The sequence below is a fragment of the Spiroplasma endosymbiont of Nephrotoma flavescens genome (genome assembly GCF_964030835.1).
Taxonomy (GTDB): Bacteria; Bacillota_I; Bacilli_A; order Mycoplasmatales; family Nriv7; genus Nriv7.
The window spans coordinates 829,648-855,954 of the sequence record NZ_OZ034982.1; the positions used below are offsets into that span (position 1 = coordinate 829,648).

29 protein-coding genes, 1 tRNA gene and 1 other RNA gene are annotated in these 26,307 nt (G+C 26.1%); 8 read left to right on the forward strand and 23 right to left on the reverse strand.

From position 1 onward, the window contains the following. Window positions 1-5 precede the first annotated feature (5 nt). The 4 genes from fmt to AAHN02_RS04880 form a co-directional block, all read right to left on the reverse strand. Window positions 6-944, reverse strand: coding sequence for a methionyl-tRNA formyltransferase (gene fmt / locus AAHN02_RS04865; protein ID WP_342277505.1), 939 nt, complete (start codon window positions 942-944; stop codon window positions 6-8). Then, window positions 938-2,728, reverse strand: a complete 1,791-nt coding sequence (locus AAHN02_RS04870) for a DUF2779 domain-containing protein (RefSeq protein ID WP_342277506.1) — start codon at window positions 2,726-2,728, stop codon at window positions 938-940. The genes fmt and AAHN02_RS04870 overlap by 7 nt, the downstream gene beginning before the upstream one ends. A 37-nt stretch (window positions 2,729-2,765) precedes the next feature. Further along, entirely contained in the window at window positions 2,766-3,401 is a 636-nt protein-coding gene (locus tag AAHN02_RS04875) for a hypothetical protein (protein ID WP_342190016.1), read from the reverse strand. Between the two features lie 65 nt (window positions 3,402-3,466). Then, the gene (locus AAHN02_RS04880; protein ID WP_342277507.1) at window positions 3,467-4,411 is read right to left on the reverse strand and encodes an IS30 family transposase; all 945 of its coding nucleotides are present in this window, start codon (window positions 4,409-4,411) and stop codon (window positions 3,467-3,469) included. 428 nt (window positions 4,412-4,839) lie between these two features. Between AAHN02_RS04880 and AAHN02_RS04885 the strand changes: the two genes are divergently transcribed. From AAHN02_RS04885 to AAHN02_RS04905, 5 genes are all read left to right on the forward strand, one after another. After that, window positions 4,840-6,951: an adhesin gene (locus AAHN02_RS04885; protein ID WP_342277508.1), complete on the forward strand. Its 2,112-nt coding sequence runs from the start codon at window positions 4,840-4,842 to the stop codon at window positions 6,949-6,951. Next, window positions 6,951-7,172 (forward strand): Mbov_0395 family pilin-like conjugal transfer protein, encoded by a 222-nt coding sequence (locus tag AAHN02_RS04890; RefSeq protein WP_342277509.1) that lies wholly within the window; start codon window positions 6,951-6,953, stop codon window positions 7,170-7,172. The genes AAHN02_RS04885 and AAHN02_RS04890 overlap by 1 nt, the downstream gene beginning before the upstream one ends. Window positions 7,173-7,348: 176 nt before the next feature. Beyond that, on the forward strand, window positions 7,349-8,539 hold the full coding sequence (locus AAHN02_RS04895) for an Mbov_0396 family ICE element transmembrane protein (RefSeq protein ID WP_342277510.1): 1,191 nt from the start codon (window positions 7,349-7,351) through the stop codon (window positions 8,537-8,539). Window positions 8,540-8,543: 4 nt separating this feature from the next. Continuing rightward, on the forward strand, window positions 8,544-8,792 hold the full coding sequence (locus tag AAHN02_RS04900) for a hypothetical protein (protein WP_342277511.1): 249 nt from the start codon (window positions 8,544-8,546) through the stop codon (window positions 8,790-8,792). Between the two features lie 89 nt (window positions 8,793-8,881). Continuing rightward, window positions 8,882-9,832 (forward strand): IS30 family transposase, encoded by a 951-nt coding sequence (locus AAHN02_RS04905; protein WP_342277512.1) that lies wholly within the window; start codon window positions 8,882-8,884, stop codon window positions 9,830-9,832. 12 nt (window positions 9,833-9,844) lie between these two features. Here the strand turns inward: AAHN02_RS04905 and AAHN02_RS04910 are convergent, their stop codons facing one another. From AAHN02_RS04910 to AAHN02_RS04955, 10 genes are all read right to left on the reverse strand, one after another. Next, the gene (locus AAHN02_RS04910; RefSeq protein WP_342277513.1) at window positions 9,845-10,315 is read right to left on the reverse strand and encodes a hypothetical protein; all 471 of its coding nucleotides are present in this window, start codon (window positions 10,313-10,315) and stop codon (window positions 9,845-9,847) included. A 24-nt stretch (window positions 10,316-10,339) separates the two neighbouring features. Further along, the gene (locus tag AAHN02_RS04915) at window positions 10,340-10,585 is read right to left on the reverse strand and encodes a hypothetical protein (RefSeq protein ID WP_342189776.1); all 246 of its coding nucleotides are present in this window, start codon (window positions 10,583-10,585) and stop codon (window positions 10,340-10,342) included. Window positions 10,586-10,750: 165 nt separating this feature from the next. Beyond that, window positions 10,751-10,981 (reverse strand): hypothetical protein, encoded by a 231-nt coding sequence (locus tag AAHN02_RS04920; protein ID WP_342277384.1) that lies wholly within the window; start codon window positions 10,979-10,981, stop codon window positions 10,751-10,753. Between the two features lie 3 nt (window positions 10,982-10,984). Further along, on the reverse strand, window positions 10,985-11,146 hold the full coding sequence (locus AAHN02_RS04925) for a hypothetical protein (protein WP_342277385.1): 162 nt from the start codon (window positions 11,144-11,146) through the stop codon (window positions 10,985-10,987). Further along, window positions 11,146-11,367, reverse strand: coding sequence for a hypothetical protein (locus tag AAHN02_RS04930; RefSeq protein ID WP_342277514.1), 222 nt, complete (start codon window positions 11,365-11,367; stop codon window positions 11,146-11,148). Before AAHN02_RS04930 ends, AAHN02_RS04925 begins: the two co-directional genes overlap by 1 nt. 2 nt (window positions 11,368-11,369) lie before the next feature. Next, window positions 11,370-11,696: a hypothetical protein gene (locus tag AAHN02_RS04935; protein ID WP_215826298.1), complete on the reverse strand. Its 327-nt coding sequence runs from the start codon at window positions 11,694-11,696 to the stop codon at window positions 11,370-11,372. Between the two features lie 807 nt (window positions 11,697-12,503). Further along, window positions 12,504-12,626, reverse strand: coding sequence for a hypothetical protein (locus tag AAHN02_RS04940; protein ID WP_342277515.1), 123 nt, complete (start codon window positions 12,624-12,626; stop codon window positions 12,504-12,506). Continuing rightward, the gene (locus AAHN02_RS04945) at window positions 12,616-13,422 is read right to left on the reverse strand and encodes a ParA family protein (RefSeq protein WP_342277516.1); all 807 of its coding nucleotides are present in this window, start codon (window positions 13,420-13,422) and stop codon (window positions 12,616-12,618) included. Before AAHN02_RS04945 ends, AAHN02_RS04940 begins: the two co-directional genes overlap by 11 nt. Window positions 13,423-13,489: 67 nt before the next feature. Further along, window positions 13,490-14,326: an IS30 family transposase gene (locus AAHN02_RS04950; protein ID WP_342277517.1), complete on the reverse strand. Its 837-nt coding sequence runs from the start codon at window positions 14,324-14,326 to the stop codon at window positions 13,490-13,492. Further along, on the reverse strand, window positions 14,327-15,271 hold the full coding sequence (locus AAHN02_RS04955) for an IS30 family transposase (RefSeq protein WP_342277391.1): 945 nt from the start codon (window positions 15,269-15,271) through the stop codon (window positions 14,327-14,329). A 497-nt stretch (window positions 15,272-15,768) separates the two neighbouring features. On the opposite strand from AAHN02_RS04955, the gene AAHN02_RS04960 reads away from it, so the two are divergent. Beyond that, the gene (locus AAHN02_RS04960) at window positions 15,769-16,236 is read left to right on the forward strand and encodes an Hsp20/alpha crystallin family protein (protein WP_342277518.1); all 468 of its coding nucleotides are present in this window, start codon (window positions 15,769-15,771) and stop codon (window positions 16,234-16,236) included. Window positions 16,237-16,287: 51 nt separating this feature from the next. Here AAHN02_RS04960 and AAHN02_RS04965 read toward each other — a convergent pair whose 3' ends face one another. The 7 genes from AAHN02_RS04965 to AAHN02_RS04995 form a co-directional block, all read right to left on the reverse strand. After that, window positions 16,288-17,232: an IS30 family transposase gene (locus tag AAHN02_RS04965; RefSeq protein ID WP_342277519.1), complete on the reverse strand. Its 945-nt coding sequence runs from the start codon at window positions 17,230-17,232 to the stop codon at window positions 16,288-16,290. A 261-nt stretch (window positions 17,233-17,493) separates the two neighbouring features. Beyond that, window positions 17,494-17,569, reverse strand: a tRNA-His gene (locus tag AAHN02_RS04970). A gap of 390 nt (window positions 17,570-17,959) precedes the next feature. Beyond that, window positions 17,960-19,990, reverse strand: coding sequence for a 2-oxo acid dehydrogenase subunit E2 (locus AAHN02_RS04975; protein ID WP_342277520.1), 2,031 nt, complete (start codon window positions 19,988-19,990; stop codon window positions 17,960-17,962). Between the two features lie 79 nt (window positions 19,991-20,069). Continuing rightward, window positions 20,070-21,014, reverse strand: coding sequence for an IS30 family transposase (locus tag AAHN02_RS04980; RefSeq protein WP_338966716.1), 945 nt, complete (start codon window positions 21,012-21,014; stop codon window positions 20,070-20,072). A gap of 124 nt (window positions 21,015-21,138) precedes the next feature. After that, a complete protein-coding gene (trmB, locus tag AAHN02_RS04985; protein ID WP_342277521.1) occupies window positions 21,139-21,783 on the reverse strand; it encodes a tRNA (guanosine(46)-N7)-methyltransferase TrmB in 645 nt (214 codons plus the stop codon). A gap of 16 nt (window positions 21,784-21,799) precedes the next feature. Continuing rightward, on the reverse strand, window positions 21,800-23,230 hold the full coding sequence (mgtE, locus tag AAHN02_RS04990; RefSeq protein ID WP_342277522.1) for a magnesium transporter: 1,431 nt from the start codon (window positions 23,228-23,230) through the stop codon (window positions 21,800-21,802). Window positions 23,231-23,677: 447 nt separating this feature from the next. After that, entirely contained in the window at window positions 23,678-24,046 is a 369-nt protein-coding gene (locus AAHN02_RS04995) for an IS30 family transposase (RefSeq protein WP_342277523.1), read from the reverse strand. 68 nt (window positions 24,047-24,114) lie between these two features. On the opposite strand from AAHN02_RS04995, the gene AAHN02_RS05000 reads away from it, so the two are divergent. After that, complete coding sequence (locus tag AAHN02_RS05000) at window positions 24,115-25,059, forward strand: IS30 family transposase (protein WP_338966716.1); 945 nt, start codon at window positions 24,115-24,117, stop codon at window positions 25,057-25,059. Between the two features lie 24 nt (window positions 25,060-25,083). Then, on the forward strand, window positions 25,084-25,353 hold the full coding sequence (locus tag AAHN02_RS05005; RefSeq protein WP_342277524.1) for a hypothetical protein: 270 nt from the start codon (window positions 25,084-25,086) through the stop codon (window positions 25,351-25,353). 38 nt (window positions 25,354-25,391) lie between these two features. Here the strand turns inward: AAHN02_RS05005 and AAHN02_RS05010 are convergent, their stop codons facing one another. Together AAHN02_RS05010 and ssrA are read right to left on the reverse strand one after the other, a co-directional pair. Continuing rightward, entirely contained in the window at window positions 25,392-25,703 is a 312-nt protein-coding gene (locus AAHN02_RS05010) for a helix-turn-helix domain-containing protein (protein WP_342277525.1), read from the reverse strand. Between the two features lie 190 nt (window positions 25,704-25,893). Next, window positions 25,894-26,304: a transfer-messenger RNA gene (gene ssrA, locus AAHN02_RS05015) on the reverse strand. Between the last annotated feature and the right edge of the window lie 3 nt (window positions 26,305-26,307).

The window sequence follows — 26,307 nt, forward strand, 5'->3', positions numbered from 1 at the left end:
TTTCCTTAAATAAATTTTGTTCCAACCCGCAAAGGATGTTGTCCTTGATAAAAATTTTTAACCAAGATTGCTTTTTTACCCTCAGGTTGTAATCTTTGAATTAAAACACTTCCTTTACTCGTTTGAACTTCAATACCATCTTGTTGAAATGATAAAATTGTTCCCGCTGCCTTTTCCTGTTTATTAATATCATAAACGATCGCCTGATGAATTTTATAAATCTTATTTTCATAAGTCGTATAAGCTAAAGGGATTTCAAAAAGACCACGAATTTGACAAGTTACTTTTCTCGCATCAACATTTCAAATAATCTTTTCATTATTTCGTTTAATATTTAAACCAAACGATACAAGTCGTTCATTTTGGATTTCTGGAGTAATTTTACCACTAATTATTAAGAATAAATATTTTTCTAACATCATATTTGCTAACAAAATTAAACGGTGATGCAAACTACTTGCCGTTTCATTTGCTACCAACCTAATTTTCTCTTGAACAAATACTGGCCCCGCATCCATTTGAGATGTCATTTTCATTAAACTAATACCAGTTTCCTTTTCATCATTAATTACCGCTCAATGAATTGGTGCTCCACCTCGTAATTTAGGTAATAACGAAGCATGAATATTTAAGCAACCTTTCGGCACCAATTGTAAAATCCTTGTTCCCAAAAATTGACCATAAGCACAAGTAATTATTAAATCAGCATTTAAATTATCTAGTTCTAAAACAATATCGTTAATATTATCTGGTTGAAAAATCTTTAATTTTGATGCTAATGCTACTTGTTTAACACCACCAATCCTCATTTCTTGCTTTCTCCCAACTTTACGATCAGGTTGACAAACAACAGCTACAACTTCAATAAAATCCATTGTTAATAATTTTAATAATACTTCTTTAGCAAAAATCGGTGTCCCCATAAAAATAATTTTCGTTACCATTCAATTCACCCCTGTTCTCGCAATAATTCAGAAATTTTAGTAAATAAAACTACCATTCCATAAGTATCGCGTTCACAATATAATAACAAATTTTTAACATAATTGTCTTGTCATTGTTGCCAACTAATAGTTTTTCAAGCATTATTTAATTTCAAGAAAAACAAATGATTATTATCTTTTTGTAATTCATTATACAACCGTTTACGAAATAAACTGGAAGCATCGGTTCCCTTTTGCACTTCCAAATCATCATAAGAAAATTCCGAATTAAAAGCCGGCAATGTTTTCTTAATTGAAAGACTACCATTAAATTCTGCTTTATAAATTGCAAAATTTTTAAAGAAATCCATTAAATCAACAGTCCGATCAGAAATTTGCATTAATATTTCTTCATAAATCGGATATAATAATGCCATTTTTTTTAAAACTTGCTTCTCAAAACTTTTATTATATGCAACATAAGTACCTATCCCATATCGTGTTAAATCCTTAATTAAATTTTCAATTAAAACTAAACGATGATCACCAACACCATCACTTAAATAACGATAATGTTTAATATTATGTTTCTCTTCATTAAACTTATTATCCAATAAAACATGAATTGAATACTGAAACGGAATTTGCTCATATGGTGTACTATTTTCATATTTCGGAATGGCACTTTTAACAGTTTCAAAATCATACATATAAATCGGATACATATATTCCTTATATATACTTTGTAAATATCTTCGTTCTGACAATGCAACAACACCTTCTAAATTTTGAACAACTTTAATTTGGCGATATTGATTAGCTGTTAAATTAAGATCAAAAAAATTAGATGTATAAAGCGACAAAAAATTATTTTCATAATATAATCTTGCTTTTTTAGTTTTTACTAACCGATAAAGATTAAATATTGTATGCTCTTTGGGTAATTTAGCATAAACATGAATACAATAATCATATTTACCCCGATTATGACATTGTCTAGTCTTTAACCACGCTAATGCTTCAGCAACTGGCATTTGAAAAATATCTTTAATGCGCTGAATATCTTGATTAAAATCTCGCTTTGCTAAATCTTTTTTTACACCAACCATAATATTTTCTTGCTTTGAACCAGTAGTTGTTAAATTATATTTACTTGCTAAAATAAACAAATTATCATATTCTAAATCACCTTGATGAAAATAAAAACCATTTAAATGCATTAAATAAATATTTTTAATCTCAATATTGCAATTAGTCAAAATATAATATTGATAAAGAACATCATATAAATGTTCGCGATGAACCTTAGTTGTTGCCTTAACTTCAATTAAGTCTCAACCTGTACCATTTCGTTTTAAAACATCAACCTTTGTAACACAACCATTATATTCAAATCGTGGTTCAAACAACACTTCAAGATTAGCATCAAGAATTTTTTCTACCGTTTTATTTGCCACAAGATGTTTTTCATAAGTATCTAAATCAAAACAACGATAATTTCGTAAAAAATATTGCTTAGCATGATAACCTACTTCTAAACCATCAAGAATAGTTTCACTATCAATTACCTCTAAATCGCTAAAACTATAATCATCATTCGCTAATAATTCTAAACTAGGCGCAGAAATATTCGTCAAGTCATCTTTTTGCTTTTCATCACCAAATTCAGGCAAACTAAAAAAATAAGTTAACTCCCTATCGTGCCATTGAATTGTCTTTTGATGATTTTCTTTTCGTAAAAGAAATGATAATTTAGCACATTCCCGATAATTTTTATAATCTTCTTTATATATTTTATGAAGCATTTTATCATTTCCTCAGATTATGAATTAATTAAACTATTTATTTTTTAGCACCAAACTTCTCATTAGGTTGTCGCTTAATAAGAACCTCATTTTTATTTTGAACAACTTTTTTAGTTGCTTTGATTTTTTTCTCTTGCTTAATTTTTTTAATTTCTGCTTTTTCTATTATTTTTGCTTCCTTGCGTTCTAATCTAACTTGTGCTCGCTCAGCCTTAGTCATTTTTCAATAACTTTTCTTTTGTTCTTTTTGCAAACGAATTAAAGTAGCTTCTAATTCTAATTCATGATTAACTTTTCAAGTTGTTTCATATTCTTTTTTACTTAATTGTTTTGTTAAACCTTCAACTTCAAAAGCTTTAGTAGCATATAACGCATTTGATTTTGAGTCATATAATTTGATAACAACATCAAAAACATCACGATATTTATAATCTTTACCTGCTCTAGCAATTACTTTATCATATTCAATTCTTTTATGAGCAATATTATCATTAATCTTTAAATACTGCTTAATTTTATCTCTAACTTCTTTTTGACGCTTTTCTTTTTCAATTTTATCTTGTTTTCGTTTACGAATTGAAGAAACTATCATTACAACTACAATAATAATAATTAAACCTAACATTACCCAAGTAGTTTGTCCATTTTGTAAATCACCTGTTACTAAAAACATTACTCATTTCCTCCTTTAATAATTAAATTTTAATAATACTTGCCAAATTGTAAAGTTAAGTGCAACTAAATTATTTTTCTAACCAAATATTCGATTGGCGAAAGATAATTTAGTATTTTTCTTGGTCTTTGGTTTAAAGACAATATAAATTTATGAACTGCATTTTTATTAGTGTTTGAAAAATTAAATTTTTTAGGAAATTTTTCTCTAATTAAACCATTAGTATTTTCATTAGTACCTCTTTGTCAAGGTGAATATGCATCAGCAAAATAAATTTTCACATTTAAATTTTTTTCAAGTTGTTGTCAATTAGCAAATTCTTTACCCCTATCAAATGTTATAGTCTTAACAAGATTATTTGGAAGAATTGATAAATAATGACTAATATTTTTGTTAATAACTTTAGTAGTTCTATTTTCAACTAATATTGCTAAAGTAAATCTTGATGTTCTTTCAACTAAAGTTATTAAACATAATTTACTTTTACCTCGTGATGATACTACAGTATCACCTTCTCAATGGCCAAGAGTTATACGATTATTAACATTTCGTTCTTTAATGGATTTACCATTAAATTTACCCCGATTTTCTTGAGATTTTCGTTTCTTACCTTTTCTTCTTAAATTTTTACTAGTAACCTTTTCAAGTAATCCAGAATAAATTCAATTGTAAATTGTTTTAAAACTAATAATTCATTCTTGATGAAAATTTTTAATTCTGCCATAAATTTGTTCAGGCGATCAACCTAATAATAATTTTTGTTGTACATATTTTACTAATTCTCTATTTTTAAATTTATGAAAATAAACATGTAATTGTTTTCTATTTTCTGCTTTATTTTGTGCAATTAATGAAAAATAATGATTATTATCTTTATTTCTATTAACTTCTCGATTAATAGTACTAATACTTCGATTAAGATTTTTAGCTATTTCACTAATTTTTACTTTAAATTTCAATTGATTCTCAATATAAATTCTTTCATCTATGCCAAGATGTTTGTATCCCATATAAAAACTCCTTAAATTTACTTTTTCTAAAATAAACTTAGCATCATGAAATTTTTATATGAAATCTTTTGCAATTTTATTTACTTGCACTTACAAGTATAATTCAGCTAATATTAATAATTTTTATTGTGTAAAAATTCAATAATATGATAAAATGGTAATGAATAAAAATGACAATAATAAGGGAAGGCAGGGTTAGTTTAGTAATTAAATAATATAATTAGCTGATTGTTTTACTTCTTCAAAGCAATACCTAAGAAAACTAAACGCGACCTGATGCGACTGTGTTTCCATAAAAAATTATACCAAAAAACCTAACTTAAAAATAATGATTTATTATATTTATCTGGTTTTTTAACATAATTACCTATGGGAATATCAGCATTGTGATATTCTCTTTTTATTTATCAGAAGGGAAACATAAAGAGATGAAAAAAATACTCAGTTTATTATCAATATCAATCTTAACCACAAGTATTCCGGTTCCATTGCTTGCCAACACAACACTAGAAAGAGTTAAACGAGCTACAAAAAACCCCAGTCAATGTGGTGAAAGTTGTAATTTAGTATTTTCTAGTTTAAAAAACACTAAATTAATTCATCATGGTGATTATTGATTAGATATAAGCGAAAGTGGTTTTACCTGACCTAGTGATATTAAACTTGAATATCCTAATAGATTTCTTTTGTTTGGTTATAAAAACTGAACTTCTGCATTTAATTTTTATAAAGACAACGGAACATTACACTCTTTTAATACTCCTGGTAGGGGATTTAAAGCAGATATTTATACTATATTAGAAATTGTTAATGTAAAAATTACAATTGGATTAGTGGATAAATTACATGATTCTAAGCATTATATAACTTCCTTCTCGGCGGAAATGCCTCCCTTTCCATCGTTAGATTGAACAAAACAACAAAGTCAGTTTAATCTAGTTGATACTAGCAAGACAAAAATTTGAACTCGTCCTGACTTGGTTGTTGTTGACGGGGAGTTAAATATTGTCATTACTAATCCGAACATTGATAAGGTTGTTTTTGATAATGTCCTACAAGGCCAAACAAATAAACAATGAAAAATTAATGTTAAACCTGAAACTAGTGAAAAAGACCACCACTTACAAGTGTTTTTTACTTTGAATGGTAAACAATATACGAGTGAAATTACTGTTTCAATGTTGGCAAAAATAGAACCAACGACAACGCCAATAAAAAAACAGTTAAGCGCTTTAATTAAAAGGCCTGATTTAGGAAATATCATTGATAACAACGACGACACTATTTTCTTGGCAGCAAACAAAACAAATAATAATATTATTGATGATTTTACGCAACTGAAAATAGCGAAAAAAATAGATACTGAAGCAACTTTAATCGCGAAAGAAGATAGTAAAAGTTACCAGGGTTCGATCGTAGTTAATTACAATGTTGTCCCGTCAACAGTCGTTGATTCAAAGATTGATTTACAATCAACGACAAGCGACGCAAATGTTGATAGCGATTATTTAGCGCAACTTGATAAAAGTAACATCACAAGCCCAGTTAATACATTCTACTATGCAAGTAGTGAAAGTACCATCACAATGATAAAACCAATTCTAAGCAGTGTGATAAGTGGGGTGGTATATGGCTGCGATGACAAGTGAGAAAAAAACGGGCAACAAGACAACATTGATATAACCAATGGCATTAAACTTGACGGGAGTCAACTTGGTGCGGCTCAGGGGAAATATTTAATTGAGTTAAAAAACGAATTAGGACACACTAACAACATTTATTTACAAATTGCAGCAGATAAAGAGATAAAACAGTATTGAAATACTGATAATGGCAAACATTTTGAACAGTGAGCAGAAGATAACGGATATAAAAATATCCGTGGTTCTAGTGCTGGTCAACTAAATAATTTGTTTTTGTTATCTAAGACCTGAAAACAAAGTTTAAAACATTTAAAACTGCAATTAGATAACTTTGTTGTTGTTGATATTAAAAATGTTACTCAAGATGAAATTAATACCTATAAAACCAAACTACTAGCTAGGATAAAAACACAAGTTGAAAAATATGTCCCTGATGTTGCAGAAAATACCGACTATAAAATTCTTGCTGATAACCTTGTTGCTGGTGATTGAACTACTAGCAAAAATGTCATAGTTCAAGCGGTTAAAGGTAGCACCAAACTGTTGAGTTTTATTGTCGCAACAATTCCGATACAAGCAAAAGACCACATAGGACAACCAGGACCAAACACAGGACAAACCCCGGCATCTGATAATAACGATGGCGATAGTAAACTGTGAATTATTGGCGTTGTCGTTGGTGTCTTGGCGGGGTTTTGAACAGCATATTTGTTATTCAAAAGATTTGTGTTTAATAAATATATCTTGCCAAAAATTTATGCGCGTCGTCAGCAAAAAGTAGTTGAACAGTGAAAACGTGACGACCGCGAAGAAGCCGAAGAACTAGCACACAAACAAACCGAACGCCAAAAGAAACAAAACAAACAAAATGATAACAATCAAGAAGGAGATGAATAATGGTTAATTTGTTTGCAGCAAGTGGCATCAATGATTTACTTAACAAAATTTTAGATATAACAATGCCTGTGTTAATTGCCGGCGCGGTGGTTGCGGCAATTATTATGATTGGGGTTTATGCCATTGGTGGTAAGTTTAATGCTGATAGTAATAACCGTAAGGAAACAATTAAAAAAGTGATGTGGGTTTTTAATCTGTTTATTGATTGTTATCCTTGCTAGTGCGATTGTCTTGGCATTTAAAGATACTATTGCCCCAATTACAAGTTAGGGGGTGAAATTATGTTGTTGCGAAAACGAAAACAAGATAATTTAGCGGTTGTAAAATCTAAAAAACCAATATTAAAACAAAGTTTAGAGCGATTTATGGCAATTTATTTTAAAAAATATTTACAATAATGGTGATAGCGATGGTACCACTGCTAATTATTTTTTGTATTATCATTGCGATATTATCGGCGATTTTGTGGTTTTTACCTAATACTGGAGCATCAAATAACATTCAAACATTTTTTTCTAATACTTTGAATGTTGAGACAGTGCAACCAACTGGTGGTTCAAACATAATGGGTGATATTATCGGGTGAGCGATAAATAGTTTTTGTGCTATTTTGTATCTTGTTTTTATAACCCCCATTGTTTGGTTGTTAGGTGGGATGCAAGATGTTGTGTATTTTATTGGCGGGGGAGCATTAAGCGAGCGATTATTTAGTATTGATAATATTAGCACAATATATTGATTGCTGTTCGGGATCGCCATGGCTATGTTGATTGTCATTATTGGCACCAAAGCGATTGCGTGGATGTATAATAATCGCCGCCACGAAATGAAACAAGCAATTACAAATATGTTGATTATCATTATTGCCATTTCATTAATCCCAACATTATTTATTATGGTAAATACAATTATGACAATGAGTGTTAAATTATTTTTGCAAAACGCCCCCATTGATACTAATAATATTGCCTTAGCAATTTTTAATAGTAGTTTTATGAATGGGGTTCATAATTTAGATTATATTCCAGTGGCGTGAACATTTGCAGATAGTGACAATTTTAGTTATATTATTTGCTTGATATCGGAGGGGTTTCTGGTTTATATTATGTTTACTGTTTGCATGTTCTTATTTTGACGGGTAATTGAGTTATTTATCTTATTGTGTTACTCACCCGTAGTGGTGGTTATGAGTGTTGCCGACCAAGGCCAACAGTTTCGTAATTGAAAAGATATGGTTTTAGGGCGGTTTATTAGTTATGCCTTTATGTTTATCACTTACAATATTTTTATTATGGGTATTGCGGTGTTAGGGCAAGTGGCAACATTTATGCCGAACGCTTTATCACAACCAATCTTTATTTTACTTGGTATCTTTGCCTTTGGTTTTGCGGTTGCAAAATCACCACAAATTATCACGAGTTTAATTGGTGGTAATACAGCAATGAGTGACAGTATCGGTAATTTAATGTCATTTAGCATGGCAACTAATCTCGCCAAAATTGGTGGTAAATTCGCATGAAAATCAGGTAAATTTGCTGCTCGCAATGCTGTTGGTAAACCAATCGGTGTAACACGAGGTAATAACTAGTGCAATGAAAAGTGGGGCACCATTTAAAGAGGCAACAGCAGGAACTTTATTTGGTGGCTTTAATCCCAATACAGGGGGAATTGCGGGTGCATTTGCGGATCAAACAATGAAAACAAAAGATAAAGTTATGACAAATATAAGTGATTATCAAACATTCAAAGAACAATGAAAAAACAATAAAGTTAAAGATAGTATTTTAGAACAAGCAAGCACGCAAAAAGCAAAGAAAGATAACGCTGAATTATACTTGTAAGTGCAAGTAAATAAAATTGCAAAAAATCTCATATAAAAATTTCATGATGCTAAGTTTATTTTAGAAAAAGCAAAGCAAGGAGTTTTTATATGGGATATAAACATCTTGGCATATATGAAAGAATTTATATTGAGAATCAATTGAAGTTTAAAGTAAAAATTAGTGAAATAGCTAAAAATCTTAATCGAAGTATTAGTACTATTATTCGAGAAGTTAATAGAAATAAAGATAATAATCATTATTTTTCATTAATTGCACAAAATAAAGCAGAAAATAGAAAACAATCACATGTTTATTTTCATAAGTTTAAAAATAGAGAATTAGTAAAATATGTACAACAAAAATTACTATTAGGTTGATCGCCTGAACAAATTTATGGCAGAATTAAAAATTTTCATAAAGAATGAATTATTAGTTTTAAAACAATTTACAATTGAATTTATTCTGGATTACTTGAAAAAATTACTAATAAAAATTTAAGAAGAAAAGGTAAGAAACGAAAATCTCAAGAAAATCGCAGTAAATTTAATGGTAAATCAATTAAACAACGAAATGTTAATGTTAATAATCGTATAACTGTTGGCCATTGAGAAGGTGATACTGTAGTATCATCACGAGGTAAAAGTAAATCATGTTTAATAACTTTAGTTGAAAGAACATCAAGATTTACTTTAGCAATGTTAGTTGAAAATAGAACTACTAAAGTTATTAACGAAAACATTAGCCATTATTTATCAATTCTTCCAAATAATCTTGTTAAGACTATAACATTTGATAGGGGTAAAGAATTTTCTAATTGACAACAACTTGAAAAAAATTTAAATGTGAAAATTTATTTTGCTAATGCATATTCGCCTTGACAAAGAGGTACTAATGAAAATACTAATGGTTTAATTAGAGAAAAATTTCCTAAAAAATTTAATTTTTCAAATACTACTAAAAATGCAGTTCATAAATTTATATTGTCTTTAAACCAAAGACCAAGAAAAATACTAAATTATCTTTCACCAATCGAATATTTGGTTAGAAAAATAATTTAGTTGCACTTAACTTTACAATTTGGCCTCATCAGTTCCTTCTAAAAATAAGTTGGTTTCATCTCACAAAAGTAAGGTTTTGTCTGGCAATACTGGATAATCAAAGTCTAATAATCCCATATGCCCTAAACTTAATTTTTGGGTTTCTAGTAATGGAAAGGTTGAGGCGATGTGATATTTCTTCTTTTTTAATAATTTTGATGCGTACACTAGAAAAGCCGTTTTGCCAGTTCCTAATGAACCAATCACAATATTTAATGGTGAATTTTTTAAGAAATTAATAACTTTGTTAATTTGTGTTAAATTACTGATTTTAAAAATGAAAATTAAAATACAACCTGCTAAAAATAAATAGCTTACAATGTTTTTAAAATAACCGTTGTAAATGTATCAAATTGCTCCTCAATGTCATAAAATTAAAAATGAGGTGCGATTTAATTCAATAAAATGGTTATTTTTTTCTATTATTCATTTGCAAAATTTCATCTTGCACCTCACTTTATTTTTTTATTAGCGTACTGCTCCAAGTAATTTTTCAAACATTTTAAAGCAAATAAAGAATATTGCCAAAATAAATGGAAAAATGAATATTCAGTAGTCAGCAAAGAAGTTACCGACTTGTGGCATATTAACAGCAATAATTTCTCACATTTTAGTAAACGCTGTTATAATTGCATTTCACAATTTAGTCATCGCATCACTAGCTGTTATTTTTTCTACTGTTGCTGGTGCGTCGGCTAAGAAAGTTCCAAACATATAATCACCCCCTTTCTTTTTAAAACATTCATCATTTATATTCAAAGTTTTTCTTAAATTTGTTAAAACCACGGTTAACCTTAACACGATTGTATTTTTTCCTAATTAATTTTGAATTTCTTTGGGAATGCATCACAATGTAAATTCTTGACATTAATTTTGCTTCTATCTAAATACTGATATAGTTTTTCAAAGTAGCATTAGAATAAATCACATCATAATCGCCGTTAGTAACCAAAAGGCAATGTTTGTTATTAAAAGTCAAAGTGGTTTTTCCGTTAAATTAATTTCTTCGCCACTAGTAATATGAGCCGGAATAGTTGTAATTTGAATAAATAAATCTCAGAAAGTTTGTTTAATTTGTTCTCAATTAAATTCTTTTAAATTTACTGTCATTTTTTATCTCCCAAAAATTATTTTTATTGGTAAATACATAATTGAAATTAATGCGAAAAGAAAAGTAATGATAATAATTAATCCGGCAATAAATGCAACTTGTGCAGGCATTTTTTCTATCGGAACAAACAGTTTTAAGAATTCCATAATAATTTCTCAAAACATTATTTTTTATTCTCATTAATTTCTTTTGAATTAGGAGCTTTAACTCATTCTTCAAAGCGAGCAATAAATACTTTTTCGTCTTTTGTAAAATTACCAGTATTATTTTTAATGGCATTTTTATATTTAATTCTAATTTTTATTTTGGCATAAATTTTATAAGCAAAATATGCCAATAGCATTATGCAAATGATAATAAATATTATTCCAATCGCAATATTCATTTTTAAACTCCTTTAAAATAGTTATAATTTATATCTTTTTTGTTGTTTTCTTTTTCGGCAATGAAGAAGCTTAATAATTCTTGTCCCTTAATTAATTTGGTTTCATTTTCTTTTTGATTAATTGAAATTATTTGATATTTACTATCTTTTATTATTCCAATACAAATTGAATTTTCGTATTTTCCTTTATAAACAAATCTTTTTGGAAACCAAATGCCGATTTGTTCATTAAATCAGGGAATTTTAGGTGCTTTAATAAACATTGCATTTTGTGTTTCTTTTAAGAGATATTTTTTAGTATTTAAGAAAATGTTTTCAATGTTTTTCATAATAAATTACCTTTCTTATAAATAAACTAAGTTATATTAACTAAGTTGTTAGTTAACTTAGTTTTTTAAACACTTATATATCGCAGATTTAAGTGTTTAACAAGCTTTGTTAGTAAATTTTGTTTTTTAATTAGATAAAGATTTTAATAATTTTAAACTTAGCATACCCCTATATAGAAATTTCTACACTTTAATATCCGCATCCTACCCTTGGAACTAATTTAATAGCGTGTATATTTTTAGGAAATCCACCCATTCATTTTTTTATTGCAAAACGAAACAAATTGCTATAGCTAATAGGGTGCTATCTATTAACTGGTAAACTTCTTTTGGTTATGGCGACCACCCACAATTTATCGTGTCTTAATACATACCAACATCATTAATTCACTTGTATTTAATTTTCAAAGAACAAATTTTTAACACCTTATAAAATAAAAAGACAATCATTGCTGACTGTCTTAATACTTATTCAAATCTTTACCTACCTAACAAAACTTTATGCGTCCGTCGCATCAAAATGATTTGTGTTTCCATTTTTTTATTTATTTAATTACAAAATTATTATATACTTTTTATTTAAAAAATGTTGTTTTTCTATTCTAATTAGTATATTATCAAATTAACTGTGTTATTTGATTTCCTTGATTACTTCTTCGTATATTTTCTGAACAGCATCTCTGTATATTTTACTACGATTAATTTTATAATTGAATTGTTTTAATTCATTTAACATATTTTCTGTTTGTTTAGAAGAAATAATATTAAGTCTAATCATTTTTTTCATTTTTAGGTAAAGAAATAAAATTACTTTGATATTTTCTTTTTTTTTTCAATTATTTTTACAGCAATATTAGGTTCGTTTGGTTTAACGCCTTTTGTTAAATTTTCATCATCAAAACCAAAATTTAATAAATTTTTATTCTTCATGATATAAAACCCCTTCTTTTGGTTTTATATTAAATATATTTCTTTTTATTAACTCATTTGTTAAACTCACAAAAGGATTTTTTTGAGTAATATTAATATTATTTAACATTGTAGATTTATCTACATTAGCCGTAAAAGGAATAAAATTTTTACATAGTAAGTTTTCGTATTTTTTATATAAAATATCTTTTACTTGTTCTCTTGCCACTGACTTATTTACCTTATTTAAAATAATGGTTTTTAAATTATTTTTAATTTCTAAATTATCACATATTTCTTCTCAAATTTCCTTTACCTTAATTGCTCCACTGTTTGAAAACCTATGAGGCTCTGTTACTAATAAAATTTCATCAGCAACAACTAAGGCACAAATATTAGTGTCATTTAAGCTTGGGTTTGTGTCAATCAACACATAATCATATTTATTTTGTAAAAAATCTCTGACTTTATTTATATTCTTTTGAAATATAAATTCTCTTCCACTAGTGGAAGATAAATATCTATTAATATCATCAAATTTAGAATTTGTTGGAATTAAACTAATATTTGTTTCTTTTGAAATTTCAATAGTGTTAATTAAATCCTCTGTTTTTATTTTGTTTGGCGATTTAAATCACTGCTCTGAACCTATATTTTCATTATTATCTTTTTTAAAAACACTTGTTAAATTAGCTTGCGGGTCAAGATCAATCAACAAAATACTAAAATTATTTTGAGCAAGGGTTCTGGCAAAACCAGTTAACAATGTTGTTTTGCCAACCCCACCTTTAAAATTACAAATAGTTATTATTTTCACTTTATCACCTCTATAAAATTAATTTTACATTATTTTTATAAATGCCAAATTGTAAAGTTAAGTGCAACTAAATTATTTTTCTAACCAAATATTCGATTGGCGAAAGATAATTTAGTATTTTTCTTGGTCTTTGGTTTAAAGACAATATAAATTTATGAACTGCATTTTTAGTAGTGTTTGAAAAATTAAATTTTTTAGGAAATTTTTCTCTAATTAAACCATTAGTATTTTCATTAGTACCTCTTTGTCAAGGTGAATATGCATCAGCAAAATAAATTTTCACATTTAAATTTTTTTCAAGTTGTTGTCAATTAGCAAATTCTTTACCCCTATCAAATGTTATAGTCTTAACAAGATTATTTGGAAGAATTGATAAATAATGACTAATATTTTTGTTAATAACTTTAGTAGTTCTATTTTCAACTAATATTGCTAAAGTAAATCTTGATGTTCTTTCAACTAAAGTTATTAAACATGATTTACTTTTACCTCGTGATGATACTACAGTATCACCTTCTCAATGGCCAAGAGTTATGCGATTATTAACATTTCGTTCTTTAATGGATTTACCATTAAATTTATCCCGATTTTCTTGAGATTTTCGTTTCTTACCTTTTCTTCTTAAATTTTTACTAGTAACCTTTTCAAGTAATCCAGAATAAATTCAATTGTAAATTGTTTTAAAACTAATAATTCATTCTTGATGAAAATTTTTAATTCTGCCATAAATTTGTTCAGGCGATCAACCTAATAATAATTTTTGTTGTACATATTTTACTAATTCTCTATTTTTAAATTTATGAAAATAAACATGTAATTGTTTTCTATTTTCTGCTTTATTTTGTGCAATTAATGAAAAATAATGATTATTATCTTTTCTGCCAAATTGTAAAGTTAAGTGCAACTAAATTATTTTTCTAACCAAATATTCGATTGGCGAAAGATAATTTAGTATTTTTCTTGGTCTTTGGTTTAAAGACAATATAAATTTATGAACTGCATTTTTAGTAGTGTTTGAAAAATTAAATTTTTTAGGAAATTTTTCTCTAATTAAACCATTAGTATTTTCATTAGTACCTCTTTGTCAAGGTGAATATGCATCAGCAAAATAAATTTTCACATTTAAATTTTTTTCAAGTTGTTGTCAATTAGTAAATTCTTTACCCCTATCAAATGTTATAGTCTTAACAAGATTATTTGGAAGAATTGATAAATAATGACTAATATTTTTGTTAATAACTTTAGTAGTTCTATTTTCAACTAATATTGCTAAAGTAAATCTTGATGTTCTTTCAACTAAAGTTATTAAACATGATTTACTTTTACCTCGTGATGATACTACAGTATCCCCTTCTCAATGGCCAAGAGTTATGCGATTATTAACATTTCGTTCTTTAATGGATTTACCATTAAATTTACCCCGATTTTCTTGAGATTTTCGTTTCTTACCTTTTCTTCTTAAATTTTTACTAGTAACCTTTTCAAGTAATCCAGAATAAATTCAATTGTAAATTGTTTTAAAACTAATAATTCATTCTTGATGAAAATTTTTAATTCTGCCATAAATTTGTTCAGGCGATCAACCTAATAATAATTTTTGTTGTACATATTTTACTAATTCTCTATTTTTAAATTTATGAAAATAAACATGTAATTGTTTTCTATTTTCTGCTTTATTTTGTGCAATTAATGAAAAATAATGATTATTATCTTTATTTCTATTAACTTCTCGATTAATAGTACTAATACTTCGATTAAGATTTTTAGCTATTTCACTAATTTTTACTTTAAATTTCAATTGATTCTCAATATAAATTCTTTCATCTATGCCAAGATGTTTGTATCCCATATAAAAACTCCTTAAATTTACTTTTTCTAAAATAAACTTAGCATCATGAAATTTTTATATGAAATCTTTTGCAATTTTATTTACTTGCACTTACAAGTATAATTCAGCAAATACATAAAAAAATATTTAAATAAATACATAAATATAAAAAAATACATAAATATAATTAATTCATTTAATTTATTCTTAATAAATCATACACTATAATATCAACTCCTATAAATTACTAAAAATATTTTAGCACTCTAAGGTGTTCATTGACAAAATTTTATTATAGTTTTATAATTTAAATAGGTTGATACAAACAACCTATAATTAATTTTATTATATTTTTGTTATAAGGAGGGTTATAGAAAAATGTCAAATTTAATTAAAGAAATAATTACTACCAAGGCCGGTGGAATACCTAAATGCAATTACAAATTGTAAAATTAAAACATTAATTTAATTTTTTTAAATAATTTATTTTATAAAATTATTATAAGGAGTGACTATATATGAAAATAAAAAGCAATTTAACAAATTATGATAAAAATGTTAATCGTAGATTAAATAGTATTGATGATGTTTTTTCTAATTTCTTTGAAGATTTTAATAAATTAACACATCCAATTTATGAAAATAAATCAGTTTCGCCAAAAATAGATTTTTATGAAACCGATACCGAGTATTGTTTAAATGCTGAATTACCAGGTATATTGCAGGAAAATATTGATTTAAAAATCAATAATAACATTTTAACAATTCAAACTAAAACTGAAGAAAAGAAAGAAGAAACAAAAAACAATTATCATATTCAAGAAAGATATTTTGGTTCATTCTACCGTTCAATAGGATTACCAAATAATATTAATGAAAACAAAATTTGTGCTTCATTTGACAATGGAATTTTAAATATCAAAATTTCAAAACAAGAAGAAACAAAAACTAAAAAAATTATGATTAAAAATCAAAAAGAAAATTAATAAAAAGAGCAATTGCTCTTTTTAATTGCCAAATTGTAAAGTTAAGTGCAACTAAATTATTTTTCTAACCAAATATTCGATTGGCGAAAGATAATTTAGTATTTTTCTTGGTCTTTGGTTTAAAGACAATATAAATTTATGAACTGCATTTTTAGTAGTGTTTGAAAAATTAAATTTTTTAGGAAATTTTTCTCTAATTAAACCATTAGTATTTTCATTAGTACCTCTTTGTCAAGGTGAATATGCATCAGCAAAATAAATTTTCACATTTAAATTTTTTTCAAATTGTTGTCAATTAGCAAATTCTTTACCCCTATCAAATGTTATAGTCTTAACAAGATTATTTGGAAGAATTGATAAATAATGACTAATATTTTTGTTAATAACTTTAGTAGTTCTATTTTCAACTAATATTGCTAAAGTAAATCTTGATGTTCTTTCAACTAAAGTTATTAAACATGATTTACTTTTACCTCGTGATGATACTACAGTATCCCCTTCTCAATGGCCAAGAGTTATGCGATTATTAACATTTCGTTCTTTAATGGATTTACCATTAAATTTACCCCGATTTTCTTGAGATTTTCGTTTCTTACCTTTTCTTCTTAAATTTTTACTAGTAACCTTTTCAAGTAATCCAGAATAAATTCAATTGTAAATTGTTTTAAAACTAATAATTCATTCTTGATGAAAATTTTTAATTCTGCCATAAATTTGTTCAGGCGATCAACCTAATAATAATTTTTGTTGTACATATTTTACTAATTCTCTATTTTTAAATTTATGAAAATAAACATGTAATTGTTTTCTATTTTCTGCTTTATTTTGTGCAATTAATGAAAAATAATGATTATTATCTTTATTTCTATTAACTTCTCGATTAATAGTACTAATACTTCGATTAAGATTTTTAGCTATTTCACTAATTTTTACTTTAAATTTCAATTGATTCTCAATATAAATTCTTTCATCTATGCCAAGATGTTTGTATCCCATATAAAAACTCCTTAAATTTACTTTTTCTAAAATAAACTTAGTATCATGAAATTTTTATATGAAATCTTTTGCAATTTTATTTACTTGCACTTACAAGTATAATTCAGCAAATTTCATTAAGAATTTCTAATGAAAGATACTTTTAGAAACATATTTTTAGTTAAAGAAAAAAGAGATCTAGATTATATCTAGACCCCTGAAAACTTTATACGACCTATAAAGGAAAGTACATTTATGAGAATATTTTAATTTAAATAAAAATGGGGCGACTGATGGGAATTGAACCCACGAATGTTGGTTCCACAAACCAATGCGATAACCATTACGCCACAGTCGCCATATATAATGGTTTTTATTAACCGATAAAATTATATAACTATTTTAAAAGAATGTAAACTTATTCGTAAAAAAAGGTCGCGTTTAGTTTTCTTAGGTATTTTTTAAAAAAGAAAAAATAGTCATTTACTATAAATTATTTCAATATGCAAATTAAGTATATATTTCTTATGTATGATTTTTGTTGTAAAAAATTATTTTAATGTTGTTTTTATAAGCATTTTACTTAGTTTTTATAACCTTTTATTAAGAATATGTTTGTTAATATTAAATATTTTGTTTTATTAATTATTTTTCAAGTAAAAAGGTAATAAATTTTTAGTTGCTTTTCTTTCAAAATTATTCAAATCTTTACCCACCTAACAAAACTTTATGCGCCCTAAAACTAAGATTAACTTAGTGATAAAATATATGGTTTTTCTAAATTATTTTTTAAAGTTTCTAAAAATTGTCCCGCATCATAAATATCAATAGCTCGTTGATCAACTGTTAATGTTATATTCATCATATGCCTAATAGTCACACTTTGACCATAAACAACAGGTTTTCTTAAAATCTTACCAATCCCCATAACCGCAACATTAGGATAAAAAATTGGTGAAATACCTGAATTTGCACCAACCATTCCAAAATTAGTAATAGTAATGGTACTACCAACAAATTCAAGGTCATTTGTTTTCCTTGCCCGAATCCTTTGATCAGATTGCTCCATATCAGTTGCTAACTGTGCTATTGATAACTTATCAACTAATCTAATAACTGGAGTTTGTAAACCATCAGCATATTGTCGAGCAATAGCAATATTATGATATCTCTTAATAACTAATTCATTAGTATCAGCATCATAGCTAGCATTAAGTTTTGGATATTCTTCTAAACTTAAAGATATTGCTTTAATTATAAATACCATTGAATTCAACCGTGTCTTACTATTATTACTATGCAAAGACATCCTTTCACAAAGAGCAATAACATTATTCATATCAACTTCACAATTTAATGTTAAATGTGGAACATATTTATTACTTAATATCAATGCTTCCACAGCACTATTTCTTGCTTTTGAAAGCATTTTTCTAGTTTCTAAATGACCACTCTTTTGTTCAGCAGAATGATTAATTTCAATATTAACACCATTATCATTAGTTAAATTTTCATTCCTTAAATTATTTTCTAATGGGGTAATTAAATTTTGTTTAGCAATCTTTTCTAACTGTTCTTGAGATAATGAATTAAAAGATTGTTGCATATCAGTATGATAAAAAGCCATTAATTGTGGATTAACAATTGGAACATATTTTGGTGGAATAAATACTGGTTGCTGAAAATAACTAGGTACATATTGATGACCTGAATTTTCCAACATATTATTTATTCCTTGATTACTTTGTTGAGTATTTATATTTTCATCAGTTACTTCATCAATTAATTCTTTTAAATTTACTTCTGACTGAGAAACAGCAACTTTGTCTTGCTCAGTATTCTTTTCTTGATACCCTAATGGTTGATATTGACTTTTAATAGTTTCTTTAATTTCATTAGTTTCTAGTTTATCATCTACTTCTTCAGAAATTATTTTATTAATTTCTTCAATATTACTATCGTTATTAATTTTACCTTTTTGAATTAAATCAATTTTTTTATAAATAGTATTCCGAGCATTATCAACAAAAGAAGCATTTGCATCACTTGATTGCGTTTTACTTTCTTTAACTGTAGCAACTTGTTCTTGCAAATTATTCATTCGCTTCATAATTATTTCCCGAAATGATAACGGTTTTTCATTTTTCTTTATTAACTCTTCTGAAGTTGTTTTTGAACTTAAATTATTTTCAGGCAATGGAGTTTTTTCTTGAATATCACTTAATTTATTTAAAATTCTTTGACGAAATTTAGAAATACCAGATTCATTTTTTTCTTGCATATCACTAATAACACTATTAGAATTAATAATACTTTGTTTTTTTTCAATTACTTGATTTAACGATTTAGGTTTTGGCGTTGGCGATAATTTTTCATTAATAACTTTTTTTTCAAATTCTGCTGTAAAACCATTTTCTAAATGTGATTGATTTTCTGATAAATTAAATTTTAATTCTTGCTCTCGTTCTTCTAGTTCTTCTCAATTAGAAAACAGCTTTTTTGATGACGATTTTATTGGTTTTACTGATTTTTCAGAGACAATTTCTTTCAACATAATCTTCATTTTAACAACAACATCACCGCGTTTAACACTATCACCCTCAGCAACAAATAATTTTTCAATATCACCATCAAATAAAGTACTAACGGGAATCTCTTGACCCTCACAGTCAACAAGCAAAATATTTTGAAAGGCTTTAACATGACTCCCTTGTTCAACTAAAATTTGCTTAATAGTACCATATTTACTTGGTAAATCATTTAACTTAATTTTAATCATTAAAGCCACCTCTTAACTTTTATCTTATTTTAACATTTATTATTATTTATTATATGCCAAATTGTAAAGTTAAGTGCAACTAAATTATTTTTCTAACCAAATATTCGATTGGCGAAAGATAATTTAGTATTTTTCTTGGTCTTTGGTTTAAAGACAATATAAATTTATGAACTGCATTTTTAGTAGTATTTGAAAAATTAAATTTTTTAGGAAATTTTTCTCTAATTAAACCATTAGTATTTTCATTAGTACCTCTTTGTCAAGGTGAATATGCATCAGCAAAATAAATTTTCACATTTAAATTTTTTTCAAGTTGTTGTCAATTAGCAAATTCTTTACCCCTATCAAATGTTATAGTCTTAACAAGATTATTTGGAAGAATTGATAAATAATGACTAATATTTTTGTTAATAACTTTAGTAGTTCTATTTTCAACTAATATTGCTAAAGTAAATCTTGATGTTCTTTCAACTAAAGTTATTAAACATGATTTACTTTTACCTCGTGATGATACTACAGTATCACCTTCTCAATGGCCAAGAGTTATGCGATTATTAACATTTCGTTCTTTAATGGATTTACCATTAAATTTACCCCGATTTTCTTGAGATTTTCGTTTCTTACCTTTTCTTCTTAAATTTTTACTAGTAACCTTTTCAAGTAATCCAGAATAAATTCAATTGTAAATTGTTTTAAAACTAATAATTCATTCTTGATGAAAATTTTTAATTCTGCCATAAATTTGTTCAGGCGATCAACCTAATAATAATTTTTGTTGTACATATTTTACTAATTCTCTATTTTTAAATTTATGAAAATAAACATGTAATTGTTTTCTATTTTCTGCTTTATTTTGTGCAATTAATGAAAAATAATGATTATTATCTTTATTTCTATTAACTTCTCGATTAATAGTACTAATACTTCGATTAAGATTTTTAGCTATTTCACTAATTTTTACTTTAAATTTCAATTGATTCTCAATATAAATTCTTTCATCTATGCCAAGATGTTTGTATCCCATATAAAAACTCCTTAAATTTACTTTTTCTAAAATAAACTTAGCATCATGAAATTTTTATATGAAATCTTTTGCAATTTTATTTACTTGCACTTACAAGTATAATTCAGCATATCAAATAATTTTATTAAAACGAATTTTTTACTACTTTTAAATAATATATTACTTTATTTTGTTTAATAAATTTCTTCTCATACTCTGTTAAAAACATACTAGATAAACTATCTTGCTCTTGAACTAATAATTTTCAATGAGAATCACTCCTCAAACTATTAATAGTAAAGTCAAATAATATCGCATTATCAGTACGAATTAAAATTTTACCAGCATCAACAAGGATATTTTTATATGCTAATAAAAATTTAGGCTGCGTTAACCTTCTTTTATAATGTTTTTTCTTTGGTCATGGATCAGAAAAATTAAGATATATTTCGGTAATTTCATTAATAGCAAATATATTTAAAATATTATTAGCATCAATTTGAACAAATTTTAAGTTATTAGGAATTTTTTCTAATGCTACCACTTTCTTTACTGCTACCATTAATACTACTTCCGATTTTTCAATGGCAATAAAATTTATCATTGGATATTTATGTGCCATAGCAATAATAAAGTCTCCTTTACCACATCCAATTTCTAAATGACAAGGTTGAGTATTATTAAAAATTTTTGATGCTCAATTACCTTGATAAGTTTGGGGCTCTTGAATAACAATTTGATAATTATTTTTTAAAAATATTTTTGCTTGCGGATTATTTCGTAATCTCATATTATTCTCCTATCTATTAAGTAACAAAAAATAGTAAAGCGATAGAAAAAAAGATTGTTGTTGATACACAGTCAATAATTGTTGTTACCAAAGGAGCAGCCATAACAGCTGGATCCATTCTTAATAATTTTGCAACAATTGGTAAAATTCCTCCCGCTACTTTAGAAATAATAATAACGATTCATAAAGATAATGAAATTGTAATCATTGAAGCTCACTGATCTCAATGTAAAACACCATCATATTTAATAAGATTAATAATAATCATTCTAATAAAGTTAAAGCAAATTAAAATTAAACCAACAAAAAAAGATATTCTTAATTCTTTCCAAACAACTTGCCCATAATCTTTAACTGTAACATCACCTAATGATAATGCACGCACAATAGTCGTTGATGCTTGACTTCCAGAATTTCCTCCCGTATCAGCAATAATTGGTAATAACGGTACTAATAAAGTTAAAAACTTATTAGATAAATCACTACTATTTTTATTAGCACCAAATAAAGGTAAAAAAGCATCAATAACTAATTCTGAAAAAGTAGCTGATACTAATAAAAATAACAATCAAAATATTCGCGAACGAACAATTCTTCAAACTGGAGTTTTTAAATATAACATCTCAGTTGGTTTAATCGCAGCTAACTTTTCAATATCTTCTGTTGCTTCTTCTTCCATAACATCTAAAATATCATCAACAGTAATAATTCCAATTAACACATTTTGCTTATTAACAACAGCAACTTCATTTAAATCATATTTTTGAACAATATTAGCAACTAATTCTTGATCACTATGAGCATCAACACTAACAACATTAGTTTCCATTACACTATTAACTTCTTCTTTGCTATTAGCAAAAACTAAATTTCTTAAACTAATAACTCCTAATAACTTATTCTTACTATCAGTAACATAATACTTATCACTATTTTCTGCTCTTTCATCCAGTTGTTTCACTTTTTCCAATGCTTGACCAACTTTCTCATGTTGAAGCAACTGCACAAAATCAACTGACATAATTGAACCAGCACTATTTTCTTCATAATTTAATAAAATATTAATTTCTTTTCTTTTATCACGCGATGCATTGATAATAAGCTTTTTCACAACTTCTTCAGGTATTTGTTCCAATAATTCAACAATATCATCAGCATATAATTGATTAACAATTTGCGTTATTTCCGTATTATTTAACTCATTTAATAACATTATTTTTATTTCCGTATCAAGATTAATAAAAACTTCACTAGCTATTTTTGAATCTAACAACCGTACTAAATATAAAACTTCACTAAGATTTTCCATTTTATTAATTACATCAGCTAAATCAGCACTATGCAAATTTTTTAAAATTTTTTCTAAGCTTTTCTTATCATTAATATTAACTAATTTTTGCAAATTGCTAATATTTATTTGCAATAACGACTTATTATTAATAGACACTAGCATTTTACCTCACAACAATGTTATTTTACTATTTATGTAATATTAATTATATCTTGTTTAAGCCAAATTGTAAAGTTAAGTGCAACTAAAGGTCGCGTTTAGTTTTCTTAGGTATTTTTTAAAAAAAGAAAAAATAGTCATTTACTATAAATTATTTCAATATGCAAATTAAGTATATATTTCTTATGTATGATTTTTGTTGTAAAAAATTATTTTAATGTTGTTTTTATAAGCATTTTACTTAGTTTTTATAACCTTTTATTAAGAATATGTTTGTTAATATTAAATATTTTGTTTTATTAATTATTTTTCAAGTAAAAAGGTAATAAATTTTTAGTTGCTTTTCTTTCAAAATTATTCAAATCTTTACCCACCTAACAAAACTTTATGCGCCCAATAATAATTATTTTAATTAAACTATAGTATAATTTTACTCGTATGCAACTAAATTATTTTTCTAACCAAATATTCGATTGGCGAAAAATAATTTAGTATTTTTCTTGGTCTTTGGTTTAAAGACAATATAAATTTATGAACTGCATTTTTAGTAGTGTTTGAAAAATTAAATTTTTTAGGCAATTTTTCTCTAATTAAACCATTAGTATTTTCATTAGTACCTCTTTGTCAAGGTGAATATGCATCAGCAAAATAAATTTTCACATTTAAATTTTTTTCAAGTTGTTGTCAATTAGCAAATTCTTTACCCCTATCAAATGTTATAGTCTTAACAAGATTATTTGGAAGAATTGATAAATAATGACTAATATTTTTGTGCTGAATTATACTTGTAAGTGCAAGTAAATAAAATTGCAAAAGATTTCATATAAAAATTTCATGATGCTAAGTTTATTTTAGAAAAAGTAAATTTAAGGAGTTTTTATATGGGATACAAACATCTTGGCATAGATGAAAGAATTTATATTGAGAATCAATTGAAATTTAAAGTAAAAATTAGTGAAATAGCTAAAAATCTTAATCGAAGTATTAGTACTATTAATCGCGAAGTTAATAGAAATAAAGATAATAATCATTATTTTTCATTAATTGCACAAAATAAAGCAGAAAATAGAAAACAATTACATGTTTATTTTCATAAATTTAAAAATAGAGAATTAGTAAAATATGTACAACAAAAATTATTATTAGGTTGATCGCCTGAACAAATTTATGGCAGAATTAAAAATTTTCATCAAGAATGAATTATTAGTTTTAAAACAATTTACAATTGAATTTATTCTGGATTACTTGAAAAGGTTACTAGTAAAAATTTAAGAAGAAAAGGTAAGAAACGAAAATCTCAAGAAAATCGGGGTAAATTTAATGGTAAATCCATTAAAGAACGAAATGTTAATAATCGCATAACTCTTGGCCATTGAGAAGGTGATACTGTAGTATCATCACGAGGTAAAAGTAAATCATGTTTAATAACTTTAGTTGAAAGAACATCAAGATTTACTTTAGCAATATTAGTTGAAAATAGAACTACTAAAGTTATTAACAAAAATATTAGTCATTATTTATCAATTCTTCCAAATAATCTTGTTAAGACTATAACATTTGATAGGGGTAAAGAATTTGCTAATTGACAACAACTTGAAAAAAATTTAAATGTGAAAATTTATTTTGCTGATGCATATTCACCTTGACAAAGAGGTACTAATGAAAATACTAATGGTTTAATTAGAGAAAAATTTCCTAAAAAATTTAATTTTTCAAACACTACTAAAAATGCAGTTCATAAATTTATATTGTCTTTAAACCAAAGACCAAGAAAAATACTAAATTATCTTTCGCCAATCGAATATTTGGTTAGAAAAATAATTTAGTTGCACTTAACTTTACAATTTGGCTTGTTAATAACTTTAGTAGTTCTATTTTCAACTAATATTGCTAAAGTAAATCTTGATGTTCTTTCAACTAAAGTTATTAAACATGATTTACTTTTACCTCGTGATGATACTACAGTATCACCTTCTCAATGGCCAAGAGTTATGCGATTATTAACATTTCGTTCTTTAATGGATTTACCATTAAATTTACCCCGATTTTCTTGAGATTTTCGTTTCTTACCTTTTCTTCTTAAATTTTTACTAGTAACCTTTTCAAGTAATCCAGAATAAATTCAATTGTAAATTGTTTTAAAACTAATAATTCATTCTTAATGAAAATTTTTAATTCTGCCATAAATTTGTTCAGGCGATCAACCTAATAATAATTTTTGTTGTACATATTTTACTAATTCTCTATTTTTAAATTTATGAAAATAAACATGTAATTGTTTTCTATTTTCTGCTTTATTTTGTGCAATTAATGAAAAATAATGATTATTATCTTTATTTCTATTAACTTCTCGATTAATAGTACTAATACTTCGATTAAGATTTTTAGCTATTTCACTAATTTTTACTTTAAATTTCAATTGATTCTCAATATAAATTCTTTCATCTATGCCAAGATGTTTGTATCCCATATAAAAACTCCTTAAATTTACTTTTTCTAAAATAAACTTAGCATCATGAAATTTTTATATGAAATCTTTTGCAATTTTATTTACTTGCACTTACAAGTATAATTCAGCTTAACAATAAAAGTCTTTTGTTATTTAACAATAAAATAAAAAGTAAACTTATTGTTTACTTTTTATTTTATATTTACATTTATGGTGGAGATGGTGGGAATTGAACCCACGTCCAAAAATAAGTCCCAATTAACATCTACAGTTTATTTTATTCAAGAAAAGTTCATTAAAGAAAAATATGAATAAACAAGTAATATCTCTAACTAGTTAATAGAATTTCAACATTGCTTATTAACATCACAATATCTAGTTTATCAAGTATCAACATTAAACTAGCCTAGATAAACTTACGCTAAAATAATGTGCTATTTATATCCTTTAAAAGGTTGAATTAAGCAACTAATGTTGCCCCAACAAAGTTATGATTTAACATATATGTTGGAATAGCTTGATGTTCTTTTTTATTTCCGGTTATAACACCTCGAAGTAGATAAGGTTTACCACACCACTGCAGTTAATTGTTTGTTATTTCTGTCGAATCCAGTGCACCCCCATA